The 22,882-nt window shown below is 37.2% G+C and carries 34 protein-coding genes; 3 read left to right on the forward strand and 31 right to left on the reverse strand.

The features are described 5' to 3' along the window. Nucleotides 1-7: 7 nt before the first annotated feature. Nucleotides 8-1,798 (reverse strand): arginine--tRNA ligase, encoded by a 1,791-nt coding sequence (argS, locus tag BXY75_RS14415; RefSeq protein WP_121908485.1) that lies wholly within the window; start codon nucleotides 1,796-1,798, stop codon nucleotides 8-10. 108 nt (nucleotides 1,799-1,906) lie between these two features. Between argS and BXY75_RS14420 the strand changes: the two genes are divergently transcribed. Next, entirely contained in the window at nucleotides 1,907-2,338 is a 432-nt protein-coding gene (locus BXY75_RS14420; protein WP_121908716.1) for a hypothetical protein, read from the forward strand. 4 nt (nucleotides 2,339-2,342) lie between these two features. Here the strand turns inward: BXY75_RS14420 and BXY75_RS14425 are convergent, their stop codons facing one another. Both BXY75_RS14425 and BXY75_RS14430 read right to left on the reverse strand, forming a co-directional pair. Continuing rightward, nucleotides 2,343-2,867 (reverse strand): GNAT family N-acetyltransferase, encoded by a 525-nt coding sequence (locus BXY75_RS14425; protein WP_121908486.1) that lies wholly within the window; start codon nucleotides 2,865-2,867, stop codon nucleotides 2,343-2,345. A gap of 6 nt (nucleotides 2,868-2,873) precedes the next feature. After that, on the reverse strand, nucleotides 2,874-3,077 hold the full coding sequence (locus tag BXY75_RS14430; protein ID WP_121908487.1) for a hypothetical protein: 204 nt from the start codon (nucleotides 3,075-3,077) through the stop codon (nucleotides 2,874-2,876). 117 nt (nucleotides 3,078-3,194) lie between these two features. Here BXY75_RS14430 and BXY75_RS14435 point away from each other — a divergent pair, with 117 nt between their 5' ends. Continuing rightward, nucleotides 3,195-4,619 (forward strand): SDR family oxidoreductase, encoded by a 1,425-nt coding sequence (locus BXY75_RS14435; RefSeq protein WP_121908488.1) that lies wholly within the window; start codon nucleotides 3,195-3,197, stop codon nucleotides 4,617-4,619. A 2-nt stretch (nucleotides 4,620-4,621) separates the two neighbouring features. On the opposite strand, the gene ctlX is transcribed toward BXY75_RS14435, so the two are convergent. Beyond that, the gene (gene ctlX, locus BXY75_RS14440) at nucleotides 4,622-5,524 is read right to left on the reverse strand and encodes a citrulline utilization hydrolase CtlX (RefSeq protein ID WP_121908717.1); all 903 of its coding nucleotides are present in this window, start codon (nucleotides 5,522-5,524) and stop codon (nucleotides 4,622-4,624) included. Nucleotides 5,525-5,671: 147 nt separating this feature from the next. Between ctlX and BXY75_RS14445 the strand changes: the two genes are divergently transcribed. After that, nucleotides 5,672-6,193 (forward strand): DUF3124 domain-containing protein, encoded by a 522-nt coding sequence (locus tag BXY75_RS14445; protein WP_121908489.1) that lies wholly within the window; start codon nucleotides 5,672-5,674, stop codon nucleotides 6,191-6,193. A gap of 5 nt (nucleotides 6,194-6,198) precedes the next feature. On the opposite strand, the gene BXY75_RS14450 is transcribed toward BXY75_RS14445, so the two are convergent. The 27 genes from BXY75_RS14450 to rpsC form a co-directional block, all read right to left on the reverse strand. Continuing rightward, complete coding sequence (locus tag BXY75_RS14450; protein ID WP_121908490.1) at nucleotides 6,199-7,008, reverse strand: transporter; 810 nt, start codon at nucleotides 7,006-7,008, stop codon at nucleotides 6,199-6,201. Nucleotides 7,009-7,054: 46 nt separating this feature from the next. Beyond that, entirely contained in the window at nucleotides 7,055-7,969 is a 915-nt protein-coding gene (locus tag BXY75_RS14455; protein ID WP_121908718.1) for a dimethylarginine dimethylaminohydrolase family protein, read from the reverse strand. 64 nt (nucleotides 7,970-8,033) lie between these two features. Continuing rightward, nucleotides 8,034-9,320: a citrate synthase gene (locus BXY75_RS14460; protein ID WP_121908491.1), complete on the reverse strand. Its 1,287-nt coding sequence runs from the start codon at nucleotides 9,318-9,320 to the stop codon at nucleotides 8,034-8,036. 179 nt (nucleotides 9,321-9,499) lie between these two features. After that, nucleotides 9,500-10,792, reverse strand: coding sequence for a phosphopyruvate hydratase (gene eno / locus BXY75_RS14465; RefSeq protein WP_121908492.1), 1,293 nt, complete (start codon nucleotides 10,790-10,792; stop codon nucleotides 9,500-9,502). A gap of 147 nt (nucleotides 10,793-10,939) precedes the next feature. Continuing rightward, the gene (gene carA, locus BXY75_RS14470; protein ID WP_121908493.1) at nucleotides 10,940-12,061 is read right to left on the reverse strand and encodes a glutamine-hydrolyzing carbamoyl-phosphate synthase small subunit; all 1,122 of its coding nucleotides are present in this window, start codon (nucleotides 12,059-12,061) and stop codon (nucleotides 10,940-10,942) included. A gap of 176 nt (nucleotides 12,062-12,237) precedes the next feature. Further along, nucleotides 12,238-12,717: a 50S ribosomal protein L17 gene (gene rplQ / locus BXY75_RS14475; RefSeq protein ID WP_121908494.1), complete on the reverse strand. Its 480-nt coding sequence runs from the start codon at nucleotides 12,715-12,717 to the stop codon at nucleotides 12,238-12,240. 146 nt (nucleotides 12,718-12,863) lie between these two features. Continuing rightward, a complete protein-coding gene (locus BXY75_RS14480) occupies nucleotides 12,864-13,856 on the reverse strand; it encodes a DNA-directed RNA polymerase subunit alpha (protein ID WP_121908495.1) in 993 nt (330 codons plus the stop codon). Between the two features lie 21 nt (nucleotides 13,857-13,877). After that, complete coding sequence (gene rpsD / locus BXY75_RS14485; protein WP_121908496.1) at nucleotides 13,878-14,483, reverse strand: 30S ribosomal protein S4; 606 nt, start codon at nucleotides 14,481-14,483, stop codon at nucleotides 13,878-13,880. Between the two features lie 131 nt (nucleotides 14,484-14,614). Next, complete coding sequence (gene rpsK / locus BXY75_RS14490) at nucleotides 14,615-15,025, reverse strand: 30S ribosomal protein S11 (RefSeq protein WP_121908497.1); 411 nt, start codon at nucleotides 15,023-15,025, stop codon at nucleotides 14,615-14,617. Between the two features lie 9 nt (nucleotides 15,026-15,034). Further along, nucleotides 15,035-15,409: a 30S ribosomal protein S13 gene (gene rpsM / locus BXY75_RS14495; protein ID WP_121908498.1), complete on the reverse strand. Its 375-nt coding sequence runs from the start codon at nucleotides 15,407-15,409 to the stop codon at nucleotides 15,035-15,037. Nucleotides 15,410-15,412: 3 nt separating this feature from the next. Beyond that, nucleotides 15,413-15,529, reverse strand: a complete 117-nt coding sequence (ykgO, locus tag BXY75_RS14500) for a type B 50S ribosomal protein L36 (protein WP_009779203.1) — start codon at nucleotides 15,527-15,529, stop codon at nucleotides 15,413-15,415. Between the two features lie 4 nt (nucleotides 15,530-15,533). Then, nucleotides 15,534-15,749, reverse strand: coding sequence for a translation initiation factor IF-1 (infA, locus tag BXY75_RS14505; protein WP_068763107.1), 216 nt, complete (start codon nucleotides 15,747-15,749; stop codon nucleotides 15,534-15,536). 2 nt (nucleotides 15,750-15,751) lie between these two features. Continuing rightward, nucleotides 15,752-17,095, reverse strand: coding sequence for a preprotein translocase subunit SecY (gene secY / locus BXY75_RS14510; protein WP_121908499.1), 1,344 nt, complete (start codon nucleotides 17,093-17,095; stop codon nucleotides 15,752-15,754). Between the two features lie 13 nt (nucleotides 17,096-17,108). Further along, nucleotides 17,109-17,561 carry a 50S ribosomal protein L15 gene (gene rplO / locus BXY75_RS14515; protein ID WP_121908500.1) on the reverse strand — a complete coding sequence of 151 codons (453 nt, stop codon included), beginning with the start codon at nucleotides 17,559-17,561 and terminating at the stop codon, nucleotides 17,109-17,111. A gap of 10 nt (nucleotides 17,562-17,571) precedes the next feature. After that, the gene (rpmD, locus tag BXY75_RS14520; RefSeq protein ID WP_121908501.1) at nucleotides 17,572-17,751 is read right to left on the reverse strand and encodes a 50S ribosomal protein L30; all 180 of its coding nucleotides are present in this window, start codon (nucleotides 17,749-17,751) and stop codon (nucleotides 17,572-17,574) included. A gap of 4 nt (nucleotides 17,752-17,755) precedes the next feature. Next, nucleotides 17,756-18,280 carry a 30S ribosomal protein S5 gene (gene rpsE, locus BXY75_RS14525; RefSeq protein WP_121908502.1) on the reverse strand — a complete coding sequence of 175 codons (525 nt, stop codon included), beginning with the start codon at nucleotides 18,278-18,280 and terminating at the stop codon, nucleotides 17,756-17,758. 5 nt (nucleotides 18,281-18,285) lie between these two features. Then, nucleotides 18,286-18,642, reverse strand: a complete 357-nt coding sequence (gene rplR, locus BXY75_RS14530; protein WP_121908503.1) for a 50S ribosomal protein L18 — start codon at nucleotides 18,640-18,642, stop codon at nucleotides 18,286-18,288. Between the two features lie 11 nt (nucleotides 18,643-18,653). After that, nucleotides 18,654-19,196, reverse strand: coding sequence for a 50S ribosomal protein L6 (gene rplF, locus BXY75_RS14535; protein ID WP_121908504.1), 543 nt, complete (start codon nucleotides 19,194-19,196; stop codon nucleotides 18,654-18,656). Nucleotides 19,197-19,208: 12 nt separating this feature from the next. Continuing rightward, on the reverse strand, nucleotides 19,209-19,610 hold the full coding sequence (gene rpsH / locus BXY75_RS14540) for a 30S ribosomal protein S8 (RefSeq protein WP_121908505.1): 402 nt from the start codon (nucleotides 19,608-19,610) through the stop codon (nucleotides 19,209-19,211). Nucleotides 19,611-19,707: 97 nt separating this feature from the next. Next, on the reverse strand, nucleotides 19,708-19,977 hold the full coding sequence (rpsN, locus tag BXY75_RS14545) for a 30S ribosomal protein S14 (protein WP_121908506.1): 270 nt from the start codon (nucleotides 19,975-19,977) through the stop codon (nucleotides 19,708-19,710). A gap of 1 nt (nucleotide 19,978) precedes the next feature. Next, the gene (rplE, locus tag BXY75_RS14550; protein WP_121908507.1) at nucleotides 19,979-20,530 is read right to left on the reverse strand and encodes a 50S ribosomal protein L5; all 552 of its coding nucleotides are present in this window, start codon (nucleotides 20,528-20,530) and stop codon (nucleotides 19,979-19,981) included. A gap of 2 nt (nucleotides 20,531-20,532) precedes the next feature. Beyond that, entirely contained in the window at nucleotides 20,533-20,847 is a 315-nt protein-coding gene (gene rplX / locus BXY75_RS14555; RefSeq protein ID WP_121908719.1) for a 50S ribosomal protein L24, read from the reverse strand. A 13-nt stretch (nucleotides 20,848-20,860) separates the two neighbouring features. Then, entirely contained in the window at nucleotides 20,861-21,229 is a 369-nt protein-coding gene (gene rplN, locus BXY75_RS14560) for a 50S ribosomal protein L14 (RefSeq protein WP_121908508.1), read from the reverse strand. Nucleotides 21,230-21,231: 2 nt separating this feature from the next. After that, nucleotides 21,232-21,492, reverse strand: coding sequence for a 30S ribosomal protein S17 (gene rpsQ, locus BXY75_RS14565; protein WP_121908509.1), 261 nt, complete (start codon nucleotides 21,490-21,492; stop codon nucleotides 21,232-21,234). A gap of 17 nt (nucleotides 21,493-21,509) precedes the next feature. Further along, a complete protein-coding gene (gene rpmC, locus BXY75_RS14570; protein ID WP_121908510.1) occupies nucleotides 21,510-21,701 on the reverse strand; it encodes a 50S ribosomal protein L29 in 192 nt (63 codons plus the stop codon). Between the two features lie 17 nt (nucleotides 21,702-21,718). Continuing rightward, nucleotides 21,719-22,138, reverse strand: coding sequence for a 50S ribosomal protein L16 (rplP, locus tag BXY75_RS14575; RefSeq protein WP_121908511.1), 420 nt, complete (start codon nucleotides 22,136-22,138; stop codon nucleotides 21,719-21,721). A gap of 18 nt (nucleotides 22,139-22,156) precedes the next feature. After that, nucleotides 22,157-22,879 (reverse strand): 30S ribosomal protein S3, encoded by a 723-nt coding sequence (gene rpsC, locus BXY75_RS14580; protein ID WP_121908512.1) that lies wholly within the window; start codon nucleotides 22,877-22,879, stop codon nucleotides 22,157-22,159. Nucleotides 22,880-22,882: the final 3 nt, after the last annotated feature.

The following is a 22,882-nucleotide window of genomic DNA, read 5'->3' on the forward strand; positions in this document are numbered from 1 at the left end:
CCACTTTCTACATTCTCTCTGGAACCGTAATTCCCATTAGTGAAAATGCTGATTTTATGACATCGGAGACTGCTTTTGCCAATTGAATTCTAAATTGTTTTTCTGAAATAGTATCGGCGGCAAGAATCGGCACATTTTGATAAAAGGAATTGAACTCTTTTACCAGATCATAGGTGTAATTTGCGATCAGGGCCGGACTGTAATTTGTAGCCGCCAATTGAATAACTTCCGGGTACTGCTGAAGTATTTTAAGTACTTCTTTTTCTTTAAGATGTAAAGACACATTTTTTAGAGTGTCTATATCTATGTTCCCTAATTCAGCATTTTCATTTGCCTTTCGTAAGATCGACTGAATCCGGGCGTAGGTATATTGTATGAAAGGTCCTGTATTTCCTTGAAAATCCACACTCTCTTCCGGATTAAAAAGAATTCGTTTTTTAGGATCAACTTTAAGAATATAATATTTTAAAGCTCCGGAACCAATGGTGTGATATAACTCATCTTTTTCCTCTTCGGAAAAGGCATCAATTTTACCTAACTCCTCACTTATTTTTTTGGCCGTGGCAGTCATATCTTCAATAAGATCATCGGCATCAACCACAGTACCTTCCCGACTTTTCATTTTTCCTGAAGGCAAATCTACCATTCCGTAACTCAGGTGAAATAGATTTTTCGCCCAGTTAAAACCAAGTTTTTTCAGAATTAAAAACAATACCTTAAAATGATAATCCTGCTCATTACCTACGGTATAAATCATTCCACTTACATCCGGATGATCTTTGACACGTTGAATAGCAGTTCCAATATCCTGGGTCATGTATACCGCTGTCCCGTCAGATCGAAGCACGATTTTTTCGTCTAGTCCTTCGTTGGTTAGATCGCACCATACAGAGCCATCTTCTTTCTTAAAAAACACTCCGGTTTGCAATCCTTCGGCAACAAATTCTTTTCCTAAGAGATAGGTGTCACTTTCATAATAAAGGGTGTCAAAGTCTACACCAAGTGCCTCATAGGTTTTTTCGAAACCAGTGTAAACCCATCCATTCATTTTTTTCCATAACGCCACGATTTCTGCATCGCCTGCCTCCCATTTTAGGAGCATTTGCTGAGCTTCCTGTAAAATTGGAGCTTCCGCTTTCGCTTCTTCTTCCGATTTGCCAGCTTCTTTTAATTCGGCAATTTGTTTTTTATATACTTTGTCGAATTTCACATAATAATTCCCGACGAGTTTATCTCCTTTTAGTCCAGTAGTCTCGGGTGTTTCACCATTTCCGAAAGTGCTCCAGGCAACCATACTCTTACAAATATGAATTCCGCGATCGTTAATAATCTGAGTTTTGTAGACTTTTTTTCCGGAAGCTTTTACGATTTCGGCTACACTATATCCCAGTAATATATTTCGGATGTGCCCTAAATGTAAGGGTTTGTTAGTATTGGGAGATGAATATTCGACCATCATAGCATCTTCCCCTTGTGGCATCTTTCCGAAGTTGGAAAAATCGGAAACACTTCCGAAGAAATCCAAATAATAACGATCACTCAATACTAGATTTAGAAAACCCTTTACCACATTGAATTTTAAAACTTCCGCAACATTCTCGACTAAATAAGCCCCAATCGCCTCACCAATAGAAACCGGGTTTCCCTTAACCACGCGTAGCATTGGAAAAATCACAACGGTAATATCTCCTTCAAAGTCCTTGCGTGTTGCCTGAAATTCTACTTCATTTAAGGTAGCACCATACAAATTTTGTATTGCTTTTTTAATTTCTGATTCTAAAATGAGCTGTAAATTCATAACGATGTGTTTATCAAAGATAGCTTTTGCATATTTTGAAAGCGACGACAAAGATACAAGAATTTTAAGGTTTCGTTCTTTAGCTAAATGGTATCTTTAAATAAAAAAATGTTGTTAAATGTTTCTTACAATAACAGGGAAATAACCGCTAAAATTGATCACGAAGTTGGAAAACCATTTACTTTAGCCGAGCGTTTTAAAATGCGCGGAATTGGCTCTACAAAACTCATTATTACAGAAACCAGTATTCAAATTCACAATTTGCTTATATTGGATAACAATAGAAACCAATGTAATATTGAATTACGTCCAAAGGGAATTATTATTGGTTTTAGATCGTTGTTAGAATCATATGCTCTAGTAATTCCATATTATAAACTCGTTATCTATAAAGGAAAAGCGGAAGAATATTCGTTTCACCGAGATAATTATTTTATAAAGATTGAGGCTAAAGCAAGCAATACAGTTGTTCACCGATTTATTACTAAAATGCTTTCTGCAAAGGCTGCAAGTGCCGAAACTCGCATTGAAGATCTCTAAATAATTACAAGTCAAGTTTCATCATTACGTCTTCCTGAAGATCATTTCCCAGCATAAAGGGATGGGAATCAAAAGCAATAAATCCATTCTTTTCATAAAACAGAATTGCTTTGGTGTTTTTTGACCAGACACCCAACCAGATACTTTTTAATGTTAATTGTTTAGCCAAGTTAAACGAATGCTGCAATAAGTGTATACCAATTTTCTGTCCTTGAAAATCTTTTAATACGTATATTCTTTCTATCTCGAGTGCGTTTTGGACTTTGTTTTCGGTCTGAGTGTCACCAAAATTTAATTTTAAATAACCTATGACAGACTTCCCTCTTTCCGCAAAATAGAAGAAGGTTGTTTTATTCTTAAATTGTTGGGCGAGACTTTTTTCACTGAAATAGGTAGAAAGATAAAGCCCCATATTTTCCTCAGTATTTTCGGACCCATAGGTGTCCAAAAAAGTGTCGATTGATAACTTTCGAAGCAGATCAAGTTCTGAGAAAGTTACCTCCCGAATTGTAAGCTTTTCAGAAGCCATAAGAAACTACTTATTCTTTATAAAGACTCCAGCTATCAAAGCTAATACTCCTATTCCTATCATGCCCAAGGTTTGATTACTAAGGCCTTCTTTAGCCGAAACCTCGAGTGGACCGATATCCAATACTTCTTGGGGAACAAAGGCGTTATACAATCCGAAAATGATTAAAACTACCCCTACGATAAGTAAAACGGTTCTTAGAATTTTCATAAAAATGATGTTTTTTGATTAATTTAAAGGTAGGAAATAATATTGAAGTTCAATTTAATATTTAAAAAGACTCTTGAACAATCGTTCAACAATATATAACTATCTTTAAACAAAAAAGTGAAAATTCTACTTACAGGTGCAAATGGTTATATTGGGATGAGATTACTTCCCTTGTTGCTTGATCAAGGTCATGAGGTAATTTGTGCTGTTCGGAATGCCAATCGATTATCGGTAGACACAGAGCTTCGGAAAAAAATTGAAGTAGTTGAAATCGATTTTCTGGAGACTCCTACTCCTGAAATATTACCAAAAGATTTGGATGCTGCTTATTATCTAATTCATTCGATGAGTACTTCTACCTCCGATTTTGATGAAAAGGAAGCTCTATCGGCCAAAAATTTTAATGAATATCTCAAAAATACAGACTGCAAACAAGTGATCTATTTGAGCGGCATAGTTAATGATGATGATCTCTCAAAACATCTAAAATCACGGCAAAATGTTGAAAACATATTATATGAAGGCAAGGCAGACCTTACGGTTTTACGTGCTGCAATTATAGTAGGTTCTGGAAGTGCATCGTTCGAAATCATCCGTGATCTTTGTGAAAAATTGCCTGTAATGGTTACCCCAAGTTGGGTAAAAACAAGATGTCAACCCATCGCTGTTCGGGATGTTCTTAATTATCTAACAGGAGTGTTAGGAAATGAGGATTGCTATAATGATTCTTTTGATATTGGAGGCCCAGACATCCTTTCTTACAAGCAAATGATGCAGGAATATTCAAAATACCGAGGTCTAAGTCTTTACATTTTGGATGTGCCTTTTTTATCACCGAAACTATCTTCTTACTGGTTGTATTTTGTTACTTCTACTTCCTATAAATTGGCTTTAAACCTTGTAGATAGCATGCGAATAGAGGTAATTACAAAAGACAAAAGATTGCAACAATCCCTTAATATTGAGCCTATTTCGTATGTTGAAGCAATAGATCTTGCTTTTAAAAAGATCAAACAGAATCAGGTAGTTTCGAGTTGGAAAGATTCAATGATTAGTGGCCGCTTTAGTAAAGATCTTCGGAAATATGTGGAAGTACCGGATCAAGGCTGCTTAAAAGATGAACAAAGCATCTTACTTAAAAACCCGGAAAAAGCTTTGGAGAATATCTGGGGTATTGGCGGACAAAATGGTTGGTATTACGCTAATAGTTTATGGAGGCTGAGAGGTTATCTTGATAAATTATTTGGAGGGGTAGGATTGCGAAGAGGAAGAACACATCCTACTAAATTATATGAAGGAGATTCTTTGGATTTTTGGAGAGTAATCTTAGCCGATAAAAAAGAGCGAAGATTATTGCTTTTTGCTGAAATGAAAGTTCCAGGAGAGGCGTGGTTAGAATTTAAAATTGACGATAAAAATGTGTTGCATCAAACGGCAACCTTTAGACCTCGTGGATTATACGGCCGCTTATACTGGTATACAATGCTACCATTCCATTATTTTATTTTTTCCGGAATGATAAATAGAATTGCAAATAAATGAATTTAACTTTTAGGTAGAAAGACTTCCGCCATCATACAACGTGCACTTCCTCCGCCACAGGTTTCTATGGTTTCCAGATCACTACTTAAGATTTCACAATGCTTCTCTATCGCTTTAATTTGATCATTATTTAAACTTTTATGAGCTGCTAGACTCATTACCATGTATTTGTTTTCACTCCCTTTTACTTGAAGCATATTTCCAGCAAATTGATGCATCTGTGCTTCGGAAATCTTTATTATTTCTTTTCCTGAATTTTTTAAATGACTAATAACATTCTTCTTTTCTTGTTTATCATCTATGGTATCGAGACAGATTACGGCAAAATTTTCCGCTAAGGCCATCATCACATTGGTATGATAAATTGGAAGACGTTTTCCTTCTACTGTTTGATTAGCAGTAAAAATCACAGGCATACAATCGAAATCCTCACAGAATTCGATTACAAGATCTTCATCGGCGCGAGCAGATAATGCACAATAGGCTATATTATTTACTCTATCTAACAATAAACTACCAGTACCTTCCAAAAAATACCCTTCATCCTCGGCAGAAGAATAATCCATATAACCTTCAATATAAAAGCCTTCACTTTCCAGACGATCAATAACCTCTTCTCTGCGCTCTCTACGTCTATTTTCGGCAAACATAGGATATAGTCCAACTGTACCATTAGCATGAAAACTCACCCAATTATTCGGGAAAATTGAGTCCGGTGTATCCATCTTTAGGTCATCATGTTCCACAATTACGTTAACACCAACGGCTCTCAATTTCTTCACAAAGGCATCAAATTCTGCCTGAGCTTTAGTGTTTATTTCAGAATTCTTAATCGCAAGGTCTTCCTGAAAATAATTGTTAACTGCCGTTTCCTCATTCATCCTGAATGCTACCGGGCGAATCATTAAAATTGTATTGGTAATTTGTTCTGCCAAAGTTGAAATTTTTAGACTACAAATTTACGTGTTTTTCTGCTTGAAAATCACGCAGGAAACTACTAACTTCGTTACCCCTGTACTTTTTTTAATTCTCATCTGTAAAACACCTGATATATGGATAAAATTATCTGCTTTCTACTAATCATTATAACACTTTCTGCATGCAATGAACGTGAAGAGATTAGTTCTATAAATCCCTTAAATTGGGAGAAACGAACCGCAAACCATATTGTAAAAGATATAATTAAAGATTCACTTGAGATTGGTGAAACTTATCTATCAATTTATTCTCAAATTTACAGCCACTCGGAACATCGCACGCATAACTTAACAGCAATGGTAAGCTTAAGAAATACAAGTGATTCAGACACTATTTATATCACTAAGGCAAAATATTACGACACCAAGGGTAAATTGTTACGTAATTACTTCGACAAGCCCATTTACCTTTCACCTTTGGAAACTGTGGAAATAATCATTGACGAATTCGATCTGGAAGGCGGAACAGGTGCTAACTTTATATTCGACTGGAAAATTCCAGATAATTGCCCCGAACCTTTGTTTGAAGCAGTGATGAACTCGACTTTAAGTCAGCAAGGTCTCTCTTTCACTACTATTGGGAGAAGGGTGAAATAAGTTTTCTATTTTTTTCTGAAGTCGTAAACTAATCCAAGTCCATAACCCGGACCTTGAAACACATTTCGTCCACTCAACACATACGAAAGGCTTATAAAACCTCCGAAGTTTTTGCCGAGTGATCTATAAACAGTGCTCCCAATTTTATGAAAATCGGATCCAAATTCTTTGAAGTTTTGAGGTGATGGAGTTCCGCGGTAATCGATTCCACCAAAGGAATGTTGATAATCGTAATACATATCGTAATACCATTTTCCGGCTGCTTTCCCGGCTTTAAATGTTATGGGAAGGCTGCTAGGTGTTTCTTCAAATTTGTATGAATAACCACTTTGTAAAGTTGTAAACCATCCGCTATGCCATTGGTAGTGAACCATTGCCCTACTTTCAATAACAGTCGCTTGTTGCCCAATGTCGTTAAGCCCTCCTAACTCGTAGTCGCTCAAAGGCGTTGAAAAACCACCCGCCAAACTAAGTTGCAGATTCCCTTTTCCTATTTCCTTCTGAAAAACACGGTATTTTAAGAATAATAGCATGTCCTGTAGCCCTGAATTCTTATTGCTTGAGAGAAACGGAATTGAAAGTGAGACATCAAAATCTTCAGTGATACCATGGGCACCGTAGAGATTTACATAATAAAGGCTTCGGCTTATATCGGACTTTTCTTCACCAATGAAGTAGTTCTTGTTGTCTTCAAACCCTAATCCGAAAACTGCTGTTGTATTTCCTTTGCCACGATAAAAACCATCGATTTTTCCTTGTGAGAAGGTTTCAGAAAAAGAAAAGAAGGCACACATTGCCAAAAATAGATGTTTCATGATGGTTGATTTTACAATAAGACGAAAACCAACTCTATAAATTACATCATTCTCGAATTAATGGCATCGTTGTGCAACGCAGCAAACCTTCTTGTTTTGATATCTCTGCATAAGGTACCTCTTCAACCGTAAAACCTTCAGAACGAAGCCAGGTGTTTAATCGGGTAAAGTTTTTTTCTGAAATAACCACTTCAGGAGAAATCGAGAAAATATTCGAATTCATGTGATACATTTCCTCTTTAGTGATATGAAAGCAGTTTTCTTTTCCGAAGAAATTAACCAACCATTCATACTCTTCATCAATTAAAAAACCATCCTTATGAATAATCGCTTTTCCTTTTCCCAATGGTTGAAAACAGCAATCTAAATGAAGCGCATTATCTTGTGCAATTGTATTCGACTTCCGAAGACTAAACGATTTAACCTTCTTATTTGGAAATAATTTCTGAAGGTGTTTCACTGCATTCATGTTGGTTCTGGCAGTTATAAATGAAGGATAGTCATTACCGTAATAGGTGCCAACGAAAATATAATCACCCCAGGGCATTACATCTCCTCCTTCAATATGCGCTTCTTCAGGGAATTCGATAATTTTTGAAGGATCGATCTGTTCCATCACGTTATGCAAGGCATCAATTTCTTTAGAACGGTCTTCGAGAATGTTCGCCTTTATAAACTTGTCGTCTATCACAAAAGCGATGTCTCTAGCGAAGATCTGGTTGTAATCTTCAATAACATCTGGACGATAAACGGTCACATTGTATTTTTCAAACACAGCTGCCACAGCGTCCATTTCACGGGTCATATCAATGTCATTCGGATACGTTCCTGCCTTAATATGCTCTGCCGATTTAGGGTCATAAGCGTTTTCAAGTGCTGGTACAGGGCCATTACTATCGGCTCTGCCAAGAACAACAGCTCTTAATCTTGAAACTTCGTCTGTGATATTTAATTCTATCATAGTTGTAAATATAAAAAAAACCATCCTACAAATGTGGATGGTTTTAAGACAATAACTTAATATGTTATCTGTTCTTTATATCTTTAAAAGAGCGTAAAGTCTCACCAGTATAAATCTGTCTTGGTCGGCCTATTGGCTCTTTGTTTAAACGCATTTCTTTCCATTGAGCGATCCATCCTGGTAATCGACCTAATGCGAACATAGCTGTAAACATTTCCACAGGAATCCCCATAGATCTGTAAATAATACCAGAGTAGAAATCTACATTTGGATATAGCTTTCGATCCACAAAATACGGATCTTCCAAGGCTTCTTTTTCGAGTCCTTTAGCAATGTCCAACACCGGATCATCAATTCCAAGTTCTTCTAGTATATTATCTGCGGCTTTTTTTATGATTTTTGCACGAGGATCGAAGTTTTTATATACTCTGTGTCCAAAGCCCATTAAGCGGAATGGATCATTTTTATCTTTGGCTTTTGCCATGTACTTCTTAGTATCTCCTCCGTCTTCCTTAATAGCTTCCAGCATTTCTATTACTGCCTGATTCGCACCTCCGTGCAATGGGCCCCATAACGCCGCAATTCCTGCAGAGATAGAGACAAATAATCCAGCATGCGAAGAACCAACGATTCGTACCGTAGAGGTAGAACAGTTTTGTTCATGATCCGCGTGAAGAATCAATAATTTATCAAGTGCATCGACTACTTTCTGATTGGATTCGTATTCGCGACTTGGCTTTTTAAACATCATTTTAAGGAAATTCTCCACATATCCTAGAGAATCATCACCATAATCCAATGGCAAACCAACACGTTTTCTATACGCCCAAGCTGTTAACACAGGAAACTTAGCCATAATGCGAACAATTGCATTGTACATCTCTTCCTCACTGTCTACATTAACCGAAGATGGATTAAATGCCACAAGTGCTGAAGTAAGCGAGGATAAAACGCCCATAGGGTGAGCCGATTTCGGAAAACCATCTATGATTTTTTTCACATCCTCATCTACATGAGATTGCGCCTTAATATCGGCATGAAACTTTGCAAGTTCTTCTGCTGTTGGCAATTCCCCGAATATTAGTAAATAAGCTACTTCAAGAAAATCTGCTTTCTCTGCTAATTCTTCAATAGAGTATCCTCTATATCTAAGCACTCCTTTTTCTCCATCCAGGAAAGTAATAGCACTTTCACAAGATCCAGTATTTTTGTAACCAGGATCGATTGTGATGACACCATTTGTAACCGATCGCAAAGATTTGATATCTATAGCTAATTCATTTTCGGTACCTTCAATTAAAGGAAGCTCGTATTTTTTACCATTGACTTCGAGGGATGCTGTTTTTGACATAAAAAGGAATTAATTTTAAAAATTTTCAGAAACGCTAAGGTACGAATTATTGATCTATTCTCTTAATAATCTAAGCATCCGTTAGGTTAAATAAAGGATAAATTTTAAATTATTTTCAATCAAAAACGAACATTATACTAAATCGATAATAGAAATGTAGACCCAGTAAATAAATTGGCTTACAACTTTACCTTAAAAGCTTTTGTTTTCGGGTAATAAGCTACATCTGCCAACTGTTCTTCAATACGAAGCAACTGATTGTATTTCGCCATACGATCACTTCTAGATGCAGAGCCTGTCTTTATCTGTCCGCAATTTAATGCAACAGCGAGATCGGCAATGGTATTATCTTCAGTTTCTCCACTTCTATGCGACATAACTGAGGTATAACCCGCATTATGCGCCATGTTTACAGCTGAGATCGTTTCCGATAGTGTTCCAATCTGATTCACTTTAATAAGAATTGAATTGGCTATGTTTTCATTTATTCCCCTTGAAAGTCGCTCAACATTGGTAACAAACAAATCATCTCCTACCAGTTGCACTTTATCTCCAATTCTTTCCGTAAGATACTTCCATCCTTCCCAATCATTCTCATCCATACCATCTTCTATAGAGATTATTGGATAATTTTCTGAAAGTTCCGCTAAATAGTCAGCTTGTTCTTTTGACGTTCTTATTTTACCCGAATCACCTTCAAATTTAGTATAATCATATTTTCCATTAACATAGAATTCGGCTGCAGCACAATCTAAAGCGATCATGACTTCATCACCTAATTTATATCCTGCATTCGAAACAGCAATTGCAATGGTATCTAAAGCATCTTCTGTTCCATCTAGTGTTGGTGCAAATCCACCTTCATCTCCAACTGCTGTACTTAAGTTACGATCGTGCAGCACTTTTTTAAGATGATGAAAAATTTCACTTCCCATTTGCATGGCATGAGAGAAATTCTTTGCTTTTACCGGCATAACCATAAATTCCTGAAAAGCAATCGGTGCATCACTATGCGAACCTCCATTTATAATATTCATCATTGGTACAGGAAGTGTTTTAGCACTCACACCACCAACATATCTGTATAATGGCATTCCCAATTCATTTGCCGCCGCCTTGGCAACAGCTAATGAAACTCCTAAAATCGCATTAGCACCTAATTTTGCCTTATTTGGAGTACCATCCAATTCGATCATGATCTTATCTATAGATGCTTGCTCAAAAACTGAAACTCCAAGAAGCGTTCCCGCTATTTTGCCGTTAACATTTTCTACTGCTTTTAGTACACCTTTGCCCATATAATCACTTCCGCCATCGCGTAATTCGACTGCTTCGTGCTCACCGGTAGATGCACCAGATGGGACTGCGGCTCTTCCTAAATAACCATTTTCAGTGACGACGTCAACCTCGATTGTTGGATTACCTCTTGAATCAAAAATTTGTCTTGCGTGGATGTCGATAATAATGCTCATGAGATTTGGTTATTAGTTATTGGTTAATGGATACTGGATACTGGATACTGAAACTGATCGAAAAAAATTTCATTATAATAAGCATAATCGATCCGTTAATTGCTTTTTCACTACCGAGACATTGACTGCGCTCAGCTTGACATCTTTTTAAACAGTCTGCATTTTATGTTTTTTTATATTTGTCAGGAAATCATCAAATAAATAAGAAGCATCGTGCGGTCCTGGGCTCGCTTCTGGATGGTATTGCACCGAGAACACTGGTTTATTTTTCATACGAATACCAGCCACGGTATGATCATTTAAATGAACATGTGTGATCTCTATATCCTTATTAGCTTCCGTTTCTTCTCTATTTATCGCAAATCCGTGATTTTGAGATGTGATCTCGCCTTTTCCGGTAAGTAAATTTTTGATAGGATGATTTATTCCTCTATGCCCGTGATGCATTTTATAAGTTGAAATACCATTGGCCAAGGCAATAACTTGATGCCCCAGGCAGATTCCAAACAATGGTGTTCCATTATCAATAATCTGTTTTGCAGTTGCAATAGCAGCTTCTAATGGTTCCGGATCACCAGGTCCGTTTGATAAAAAGTATCCATCAGGGTTAAAGGCTTCCATTTCAGCAAATGTAGCATCGTATGGAAACACTTTAATATAGCAGTCTCTTTCAGATAGATTTCGAAGTATGTTTTTCTTGATACCAATATCCAAAGCAGAAATCTTATAGGTAGCATTTTCATTTCCGAAGAAATAAGGCTCTTTAGTAGATACTTTACTCGCCAGTTCGAGGCCTTTCATATCAGGCACGTCAGCAAGTTTCTTTTTAAGTGCGTCAAGATTATCAATCTCTGTCGTAATAACGGCATTCATAGCACCGTTATCTCTAATGTAGTTCACCAAAGCTCTGGTATCAACTTCACTAATGGCCAAAAGATTATTCTTAGCTAAAAAGTTTTCCAGTGTATCGTCTGCAGCCGGTCTTGATTGATGATAACTAAAGTTGCGACAAATAAGCCCTGCGATTTTAATGCTATTGGATTCGATCTCTTCGGAAGAGGTCCCGTAATTTCCAATATGGGCATTAGTAGCTACCATTAGTTGACCGAAATAGGATGGATCTGTGAATATTTCCTGATAACCGGTCATACCAGTGTTAAAACATACTTCTCCGAAGGACGAACCTTCTTTCCCTCCTACGGCTTTTCCATGGAAAATAGTCCCATCAGCCAATAATATTAGTGCTTTCTTTCTAGTTTGATATTTCATTTCTTGAAGATGTTGTGCAAAAATACTTTAAAAGATGCTCTTTTTAAAATTTACAAATTATTAATTCTTAACAATATAAATTTTATACACTTTATGGTGTGATAATAAGAAAGTGTATAAAAAAAGGGATAAACAGTAATTGTTTATCCCTTGTTATTTTATAAATGATGTAACATTTATTCTTCTTCCTTAGTTGCTTTAGTTTCAGCAGCAGGAGCAGCAGCCGGTTTAGCAGTACTTCCACGACGACTTCTACGTGTCGTTTTCTTCTTAGTGCCTTTACCAGCGTTGTAAATTTCGTTAAAATCAACTAATTCGATCATCGCCATATCTGCATTATCTCCAAGACGATTTCCTAATTTGATGATACGAGTATAACCACCTGGACGGTCACCCACCTTAGTAGCTACATCTCTGAACAATTCTGCAACAGCCTCTTTCTGACGCAATCTAGCATATACAATACGACGGTTGTGTGTTGTATCTGTTTTAGATTTAGTAATCATTGGCTCCACAAACTGCTTTAACGCTTTTGCTTTTGCAACTGTAGTATTAATTCTTTTATGCTCAATTAGGGAACAAGCCATATTTGCCAACATTGACTTTCTATGGGCTGTTTTTCTTCCTAAGTGATTTACTTTTTTTCCGTGTCTCATGACATTTGTTTTTAATCATCATCTTGCTTCCATATCAGCAAAGGCTGAGAGCAAAATATGAATCATTTATAATTAGACTTAAGAAATAAGATTTGAGATGTTAGACAGAATATCTAAAGTCTCAAATCTTAAATCTCGTATCTTTTTTAGTCTTTATCTAATTTGTATTTTGACAGATCCATTCCGAAGTTAAGACCTTTCACATTCACTAGTTCTTCCAATTCAGTAAGTGATTTTTTTCCGAAGTTTCTGAACTTCATCAAATCATTCTTATTGAAAGAAACAAGATCTCCTAATGTATCAACTTCTGCAGCTTTCAAACAGTTTAGTGCACGAACTGAAAGATCCATGTCTACTAATTTTGTTTTAAGCAACTGTCGCATATGCAATGATTCCTCGTCGTATGTTTCAGTTTGAGCAATTTCATCAGCCTCAAGGGTGATACGCTCATCACTAAATAACATAAAGTGGTGAATTAAAGTTTTTGCAGCTTCAGTTAAAGCATCTTTTGGATTGATAGAACCATCAGTGATGATCTCAAAAACCAATTTTTCATAATCTGTTTTCTGCTCTACACGGAAATTTTCAATGCTATACTTAACATTTTTTATTGGTGTGTAAATAGAATCCGTGAAAATGGTTCCTAAAGGTGCGTTAGCTTTTTTATTCTCTTCAGCGGGAACATAACCTCTACCTTTTTCGATAGTAATTTCGAAGTTCAGGTTCACTTTAGCATCCATATTGCAAATCACAAGTTCCGGGTTTAGCACCTGAAAACCTGAGATAAACTTTTGGAAATCTCCAGCGGTTAATTGATCTCCACCGTTAAGTGAAATTGTAACTGTTTCGTTATCGATCTCATCGATTTGCCTCTTAAAACGAACTTGTTTAAGATTTAAAATGATTTCGGTTACATCTTCTACTACACCTGCAATTGTTGAAAACTCATGGTCAACACCTTCGATGCGTACCGAAGTAATTGCAAATCCTTCTAGAGAAGAAAGTAATACTCGTCTTAATGCGTTACCAACTGTTAATCCGTAACCAGGTTCCAAAGGGCGAAATTCAAATTTCCCTTCGAAATCGGTTGAATTAATCATGATAACTTTGTCAGGCTTCTGAAAACTAAATACTGCCATAGTGTGACTCGTGTGTTTTTATTATTTAGAATATAATTCGACGATGAACTGCTCGTTAATGTTTTCAGGAATCTGAAGACGTTGTGGAATAGAAACATAAGTTCCTTCCATTTTTTCGCCATTCCAGGTAATCCATTCGTACACAGAACTTGCATTACTCAACGAACTTTGTACAGCTTCAAGAGATTTTGACTTCTCTCTAACTGCTACTACATCACCAGCTTGAAGTTGGTAAGATGGTACGTTCACTTTTTCACCATTTACGGTGATGTGACGGTGTGAAACCAATTGTCTTGCTCCAGATCTACTTGGAGAGATACCCATACGGTATACTACGTTGTCAAGACGTGACTCACATAATTGCAATAACACCTGACCTGTAATTCCAGGAGCTGCTGTTGCTTTCTTAAACATATTTCTAAATTGACGCTCTAAAATACCATAGGTATATTTCGCCTTTTGCTTTTCCGCTAATTGGATAGCATATTCAGATTTTTTTCCACGACGACGGTTGTTACCGTGTTGTCCCGGAGGGTAATTTCTTTTTTCGAAGGACTTATCTTCTCCGAAGATAGCTTCGCCAAACTTACGAGCTATTTTAGTTTTTGGACCAGTATATCTTGCCATTTCTAATTGATTATGAAGGGAAAATTAAATTAAGGTCTTACGTTAATCCTCTAATTCTCTATTCCTTCAGATTGATATTCATTAAATATATAAGTGGGGATGTTCACAAGAACGTCCCCACATTAAGTGTGTTAAACTCTTCTTCTTTTCGGAGGACGACACCCGTTGTGTGCCATTGGAGTTACGTCGATAATCTCGGTAACTTCGATACCCGAATTATGGATTGAACGAATCGCAGACTCTCTACCGTTACCTGGTCCTTTTACGTAAACTTTTACTTTACGCAAACCGGCCTCATGAGCAACTTTTGCACAATCCTCGGCAGCCAATTGAGCCGCGTAAGGAGTGTTCTTTTTAGATCCTCTGAATCCCATTTTTCCTGCTGAAGACCAAGAGATAACATCTCCGGCTTTATTGGTCAATGAGATAATGATATTGTTGAAAGAAGCGGTTACATGAGCAGCCCCTGTTGATTCAACATTAACTTTACGTTTCTTTGTAGTCTTAGCGCCTTTAGCACCTTTTACTGTAGCCTTTGCCATATCTCTGGATTATTTAGTTGCTTTCTTCTTGTTAGCAACTGTTTTACGCTTTCCTTTTCTTGTTCTTGAGTTATTCTTAGTACGTTGTCCTCTTAAAGGAAGACCAACTCTATGACGAATACCTCTGTAACATCCAATATCCATTAAACGTTTTATGCTTAATTGGATTTCGCTACGTAATTCTCCTTCAATTTTGAAAGATCCTACAGCATCACGAATAGCCCCGATTTCATCATCGTTCCATTCGCTTACTTTTTTGTCTTCGTTAACTCCGGCTTTAGCTAAAATATCCTGTGCACGGCTTTTACCGATTCCAAAGATATATGTTAACGCGATTACACCCCTTTTTTGTTTAGGAATATCTACACCTGCGATTCTTGCCATAATTTATCCTTGTCTTTGTTTGAACTTTGGGTTCTTTTTGTTAATAACATATAATCTGCCTTTCCTGCGAACAATCTTGCAGTCGGCACTTCTTTTCTTTACTGATGCTCTAACTTTCATCGTTTTAGTATCTATAAGTTATGCGAGCCTTAGATAAATCGTAAGGACTCATTTCTAATTTTACTTTATCTCCGGGCAATAATTTAATGTAGTGCATCCGCATTTTACCCGAAATATGAGCGGTTACAATATGACCATTCTCCAATTCTACACGAAACATAGCATTAGATAATGCTTCTACTATGCTTCCATCTTGTTCAATTGCTGATTGTTTTGCCATAATTATGCTACTGCTTTTCTGTTTTTACCGGACTTCATAAGACCATCATAATGGCGGTTCAATAAATATGAATTCACTTGTTGCATTGTATCGATAGCAACACCCACCATAATTAATAGTGAAGTTCCACCGTAGAACAATGCCCAACCTTGTTGTATCCCCATTAATTTCACTACAAAAGCAGGGAAAATAGCTATTAAAGCAAGGAACACTGAACCAGGCAATGTTATCTGAGACATAATTCTATCTAAATACTCTGCGGTATCTGTTCCAGGCTTAATACCCGGAATAAACCCACCACTACGTTTCAGGTCATCAGCCATTTTATTGGTTGGTACTGTAATCGCAGTATAGAAGTATGTAAAGACAATAATTAATAGTGCAAATACTACATTATACCAAAGTCCGAAAATATCGCTAAAGGTAGCTTGCATGGCTTGCGCCATATCACTGCTTGAAAGACTTGCTACTGCAGATGGAACGAACATAATTGCCTGTGCAAAGATAATTGGCATTACCCCTGAAGCATTAAGCTTTAAAGGAATGAATTGTCTCGCACCAAATATGTTTTTCTCGTACTCACCACTAGCTGTTCTTCTTGCATATTGTACAGGTATCTTTCGCATCGCCATTACTAACATAATCGATAGCAAGATGATAACAAACCAGATGACCAATTCAATAAGAATCATAATTAAACCTCCATTAGATTCAAATACTCTAGAAGCAAATTCCTGAGCAAATGATTGTGGAAGATTAGCAATAATACCCACCATTATTAAGATAGAGATACCATTTCCAATACCCTTATCTGTAATCTTTTCACCTAACCACATTGCGAACACACAACCAGTTACCAAAATGATAACAGATGAAACATAGAACATAGGTCCTTGCCCCATGATAAACGCTTCGGCTGGCACTCCTAATGCAGATAAACCTGCAAGGTAACTTGGTGCTTGTACCAAACAAATACCTATTGTTAGCCAACGTGTAATTTGATTGATCTTTTTTCTTCCGCTTTCTCCTTCTTTTTGTAATTTCTGAAGATATGGAACTGCAATTTGCATCAACTGTACAACAATCGAAGCAGAAATATATGGCATAATACCTAAAGCAAATACTGAAGCTTTCGAAAAAGCACCACCAGTAAAGGCATCAAGTAAACCACCAATTCCACCACCTGCAAAATTACCAGAGAATCCTCCAAGTAATGAAGCATCTATACTAGGTAAAGTTACTTGAGCACCAAAACGGTACACTAGTAATAGTCCCAAGGTAAGGATGATCCGATTTCTCAGTTCCTCTATTTTCCAAACATTTTTTATGGTATCAATAAATTTCATCCTCAATATTAAATTACAATGTTACTACTTCACCACCGGCAGCTTCAATAGCTTTTTGTGCCGTGGCAGTAAACTTGTGTGCAGATACTTTTAATTTTGCTTTAAGCTCTCCTCTTCCTAAAATCTTCACCATCTCATGCTTACGAGCAAGACCTAAACTAAGTATAGTTTCAAAGTCAATTGCATCTTTTATTTTCTTTTCGTCAACCAATTGTTGAAGTGTATCAAGATTGATCCCTTGATATTCCTTACGATTGATATTAGTAAAACCAAACTTAGGTACACGACGTTGTAACGGCATTTGCCCTCCTTCGAAACCTAGCTTCTTAGAATATCCCGAACGTGATTTCGCTCCTTTGTGTCCACGAGTGGCAGTACCACCTTTTCCTGAACCTTGGCCACGACCAATTCGTTTTCCTTGGTTTTTAACCGAACCTTTTGCAGGTTTTAAGTTACTTAAATCCATTGCGCTTATCTTAAACGGTTTCCGTAGAAACCAAATGTTTAACTTTATTTACCATGCCAAGGATACTTCCTGTGTCCTCATGCTCTACCACCTGACCGATCTTACGAAGACCCAAAGCTTCAAGTGTTCTCTTCTGAGTTTTAGTGCGGTTTATAGCACTCTTAACTTTAGTTACTCTAATTTTTGCCATCTTCTTATCCTTTAAAAAGTTTCTCTAAAGAAATACCTCTCTGTTTCGCAACAGTTTGTGCACTTCTTAATTGTAACAAAGCATCGAAAGTTGCTTTTACCACATTATGTGGATTTGAAGATCCTTGCGACTTAGATAATACATCATGTACACCAACTGCCTCCAATACTGCACGAACTGCTCCACCGGCTATAACTCCAGTTCCAGGTGCTGCAGGCAAAAGATTTACTCTTGCACCTCCATATTTACCTTTTTGCTCATGTGGTAAGGACGCTTTAATAAGTGGAATACGTACCAGGTTTTTCTTTGCATCTTCAATCGCTTTCGCTATTGCGCTTGCAACATCTTTAGACTTTCCTAGTCCATGACCTACTACACCGTTTTCGTCTCCTACAACTACAATAGCTGAAAATCCGAAGGCTCTACCCCCTTTTGTTACTTTTGTAACACGTTGTACACCTACTAAACGATCTTTAAGTTCTAGACCTCCAGGTTTTACTAATTCTATGTTCTTATAATCTTGATACATACTACTTAGAATTTAAGGCCACCTTCACGTGCACCTTCAGCTAATGATTTTACTCTTCCGTGATATAGGTAACCTCCTCTGTCGAAAGACACAGCTTCAACACCTGCCTTTACTGCTTTTTCAGCGATTGATTTCCCTACTAATTTTGCCGCATCAACTTTATTAAGTTTTGAAGCGTCAATGTCCTTGTCTCTTGAAGATGCAGCGGTAATTGTTTTTCCACTTACATCATCAATAAGTTGTGCATAAATCTCTTTATTGCTTCGGAAGACTGCCAAACGCGGACGTTGTTCAGTTCCCGAAATTGTCTTACGTATTCTAAAACGCAAGCGCTCTCTTCTATCAGTTTTTGATAATGCCATAACTTTATATCTTATGCAGATTTACCTGCTTTTCTTCTAATTTGTTCACCTACAAACTTCACACCTTTTCCTTTGTATGGTTCTGGTCTACGGAATCCTCGGATTTTCGCAGCCACCTGACCTACAAGTTGCTTGTCGTGTGATGATAATTTTATAATTGGATTCTTTCCTTTTTCTGAAACTGTTTCCACTTTTACTTCAGGAGCAATATCCAATACAATGTTATGAGAGAATCCTAAAGCAAGGTCCAATTTTTGACCTTGATTGCTGGCACGATAACCAACACCTACCAATTCAAGTTGTTTAGACCATCCATTAGATACACCTTCAATCATATTATGAACCAGTGATCTGTACAATCCGTGTTTTGCTCTGTGATCTTTAAAATCTGAAGAGCGCTCAACTACTACTTGATTATCCTCAACTTTTACCGTAACGTCAGAAAATTCTTGTGTTAATTCACCTAATTTTCCCTTAACTGTAATTACGCTGTCTTTTACATCAACTGTAACTCCTGCTGGAACTGCTACCGGGTTTTTACCTATTCTTGACATCTTTGTCTATTTTTAGTATACGTAACACAATACTTCACCACCTACTTTTTGCTCTCTGGCTTGCTTACCTGTCATTACTCCGTGAGAAGTAGAAACAATAGCAATTCCCAAACCGTTCAAGATGCGAGGAAGTTCAGTTGAACTTGCGTATTTACGTAAACCTGGTTTACTAATTCTTTGAATTTTCTTGATTACAGGATCTTTTGTTAGCTTATCATACTTTAAAGCGATCTTGATAGTTCCTTGATGGCCCTTATCGTCTTCAAATTTGTAACTCAAAACATAACCCTGATCAAAAAGGATCTTTGTAATCTCCTTTTTTAGGTTTGAAGCCGGGATCTCGACAACGCGATGTCCAGCCTTCACTGCATTTCTAACTCTCGTTAGATAATCCGAAATTGGATCTGTATTCATATATATTAATTTGCGGATGTGGTTTTCGTCCCGATACCTATCGGGCCAAACCTTCAACCAATTTATAATTCTTTGTTACCTAGAGTGTTTTAACAACTTACCAAGAAGCTTTTCTAACACCTGGGATCAAACCTTGATTTGCCATCTCACGGAAAGTAACACGTGAAATTCCAAAAGTTCTCATATATCCTTTAGGTCTTCCTGTTAATTTACATCTATTGTGTAAACGAACCGGTGAAGCATTTTTTGGTAGTTTTTGTAGTGCTTCATAATCGCCTGCCTCTTTCAAAGCTTTACGTCTTTCAGCATACTTAGCTACCGTTTTTTGTCTCTTAACCTCACGGGCTTTCATTGATTCTTTAGCCATCTTAGTTCTTTTTAAAAGGTAATCCTAGTTCAGTTAATAATGATTTCGCTTCTTTATCGGTTGCAGCGGACGTCACAAAAGTAATATTCATACCTTCGATTTTCTTTACCTTGTCGATATCGATCTCAGGGAAAATTATCTGCTCAGTAACACCTAAAGAGTAATTTCCTCTTCCGTCAAAACCTGTCGCTTTTATCCCATTAAAATCACGTACCCTTGGTAAGGCAGATGTAACAAGTCTGTCTAAAAACTCGTACATACGCTCTCCTCTAAGTGTAACTTTCGTTCCAATTGGCATTCCTTTACGTAGCTTGAAGGTAGCAACATCCTTTTTCGAGATTGTTGCAATTGCTTTTTGCCCAGTAAGATTTGTCAATTCGTCTACAGAATAGTCGATTAATTTCTTATCTGCTACTGCAGCTCCAACTCCACGAGAGATCACTATACGTTCTAACTTCGGAACCTGCATTACATTTTTGTAACCAAATTCATCTGTAAGAGCATTAATTACTCTACTCTTATATTCCTCTTTAAGTCTTGGTGAATATCCCATAACTATATTACTTGATTCGATTGTTTGGAAACTCTTACTTTTTTTCCATCTTCCATTTTATACCCTACTCGTGTAGCCTTACCAGATTTTGGATCGATAAGCGATAGGTTTGAAATATGTATTGGAGCTTCTTTTTTTGCAATTCCTCCTTGCGGATTGCTTGCACTTGGCTTCTCATGTTTTGAAACCATGTTCACTCCTTCTACAATTGCTTTGTTTTTTTCAAGGATCACCTTCATCACTTTACCTTCAGAACCTTTGTGTTCTCCGGCAGTAACTACTACTGTATCTCCTGATTTTATTTTAAGCTTTGCCATTTTAGTTTTCATATTAAAGCACCTCAGGCGCCAATGATACTATTTTCATAAATTGTTTGTCACGAAGCTCTCTGGCTACCGGTCCAAATACACGCGTTCCTCTCATCTCCCCTTGGGCAGTTAAAAGTACACAAGCGTTATCGTCGAAACGGATGTAAGAACCATCTGGTCTTCTTACTTCCTTTCTCGTACGCACTACAACAGCAGTAGAAACTGTACCCTTCTTTACCGTTCCATTAGGAGTAGCATCCTTTACAGAAACTACAATTTTGTCGCCAATAGAAGCATATCTTCTCTTGGTTCCACCCAATACACGAATAGTAAGTACTTCTTTCGCTCCGGTGTTATCTGCAACTTTTAGTCTTGATTCTTGTTGTATCATGATTACTTCGCTCTTTCAATTATTTCTACTAACCTCCAACTTTTGGTTTTACTTAAAGGTCGTGTTTCCATGATCTTTACTGTATCACCTTCGTTACAGTCATTTTTCTCGTCGTGTGCAACGTATTTTTTCGTTTTCAAAACGAACTTTCCGTACATCGGGTGCTTTACTTTTTTTACTTCGGCAACAACTATGGATTTTTCCATTTTGCTACTGGTAACTACACCTATACGTTCTTTTCTTAAGTTTCTTTTTTCTTCCATCTTTCAGCTGGGTACGATTACTGTACTTCTCTTTTAGTTAGTTCTGTCATAATTCTAGCGATAGATCTTCTATGTGATCTTAACTGAATTGGATTTTCTAACGGTGAAATGGTATGAGCCATTTTAAAATCTGAATAAGCCTTTTTAGCTTCAGCAAGTTTATCTTGTAGCTCTGCTGTTGATGATTCTTTTATCTCTGCTTGTTTCATAGTGATAATTTCAAAAATTAAGCTTGATAATCTCTGGACATGATGAATTTCGTTTTAACCGGAAGCTTTTGAGCAGCGAGACGTAATGCCTCTTTTGCTGTCTCTAAAGACACCCCAGATACTTCGAACAAAACTCTTCCAGGTTTAACAACTGCTGCCCAGTATTCTACAGCACCCTTACCTTTACCCATACGTACCTCAAGAGGTTTTTTGGTAATTGGTTTGTCTGGAAAGATCATGATCCAAATGGATCCTTCTCTTTTCATAAAACGGGTTGCAGCGATACGTGCAGCTTCTATTTGACGAGCCGTCAAGAAATTCGAATCTAAAGACTTTATACCAAAAGTTCCGTAAGACAGCTGGTTTCCACGAGCTGCGTTGCCTTTCATTCGGCCTTTCATTTGTTTACGGTACTTTGTTCTTTTAGGTTGTAACATTTTCTTTTCTTTAAAAAATTACTTTCTGCGACGTGGCTTATTGTTTCCACCTCGGCCTCCGCCTTGAGACTTTCCTCCTTTTTTAGCTAAACCAACTAAAGGAGATAGTTCTCTTTTTCCATATACTTCACCTTTCATGATCCATACTTTAACACCCAACCTACCGTAAGTAGTGTGCGCCTCAACTAAAGCATAATCAATATCGGCTCTAAATGTAGATAAAGGAATACGACCTTCTTTGTAAGATTCTGAACGTGCCATTTCAGCACCATTCAATCTTCCAGAAATCAAAACTTTAATCCCTTCAGAATTCATTCTCATTGCAGCGGCAATTGCCATCTTAATTGCACGACGATACGAAATTCTATTTTCGATCTGTCTAGCGATGCTCGACGCTACCAAGAATGCATCCAATTCAGGTCTCTTGATCTCATGAATGTTAATCTGTACTTCTTTATCAGTAATTTTCTTAAGCTCTTCTTTTAACTTATCTACCTCTTGACCACCTTTTCCAATAATAATACCTGGACGGGCAGTAGTGATAGTAACGGTTACAAGTTTAAGCGTACGCTCAATAATTACTCTGGACACACTAGCTTTACTTAAACGAGCATGAACGTATTTTCTAATCTTGTCGTCTTCGGCTAATTTATCACCGTAGTCGTTACCTCCGTACCAGTTGGATTCCCATCCTCTAATAATACCTAGGCGATTCCCGATTGGATTTGTCTTCTGTCCCATTTA

Source organism: Ulvibacter antarcticus (assembly GCF_003688405.1).
Taxonomy (GTDB): Bacteria; Bacteroidota; Bacteroidia; order Flavobacteriales; family Flavobacteriaceae; genus Ulvibacter; species Ulvibacter antarcticus.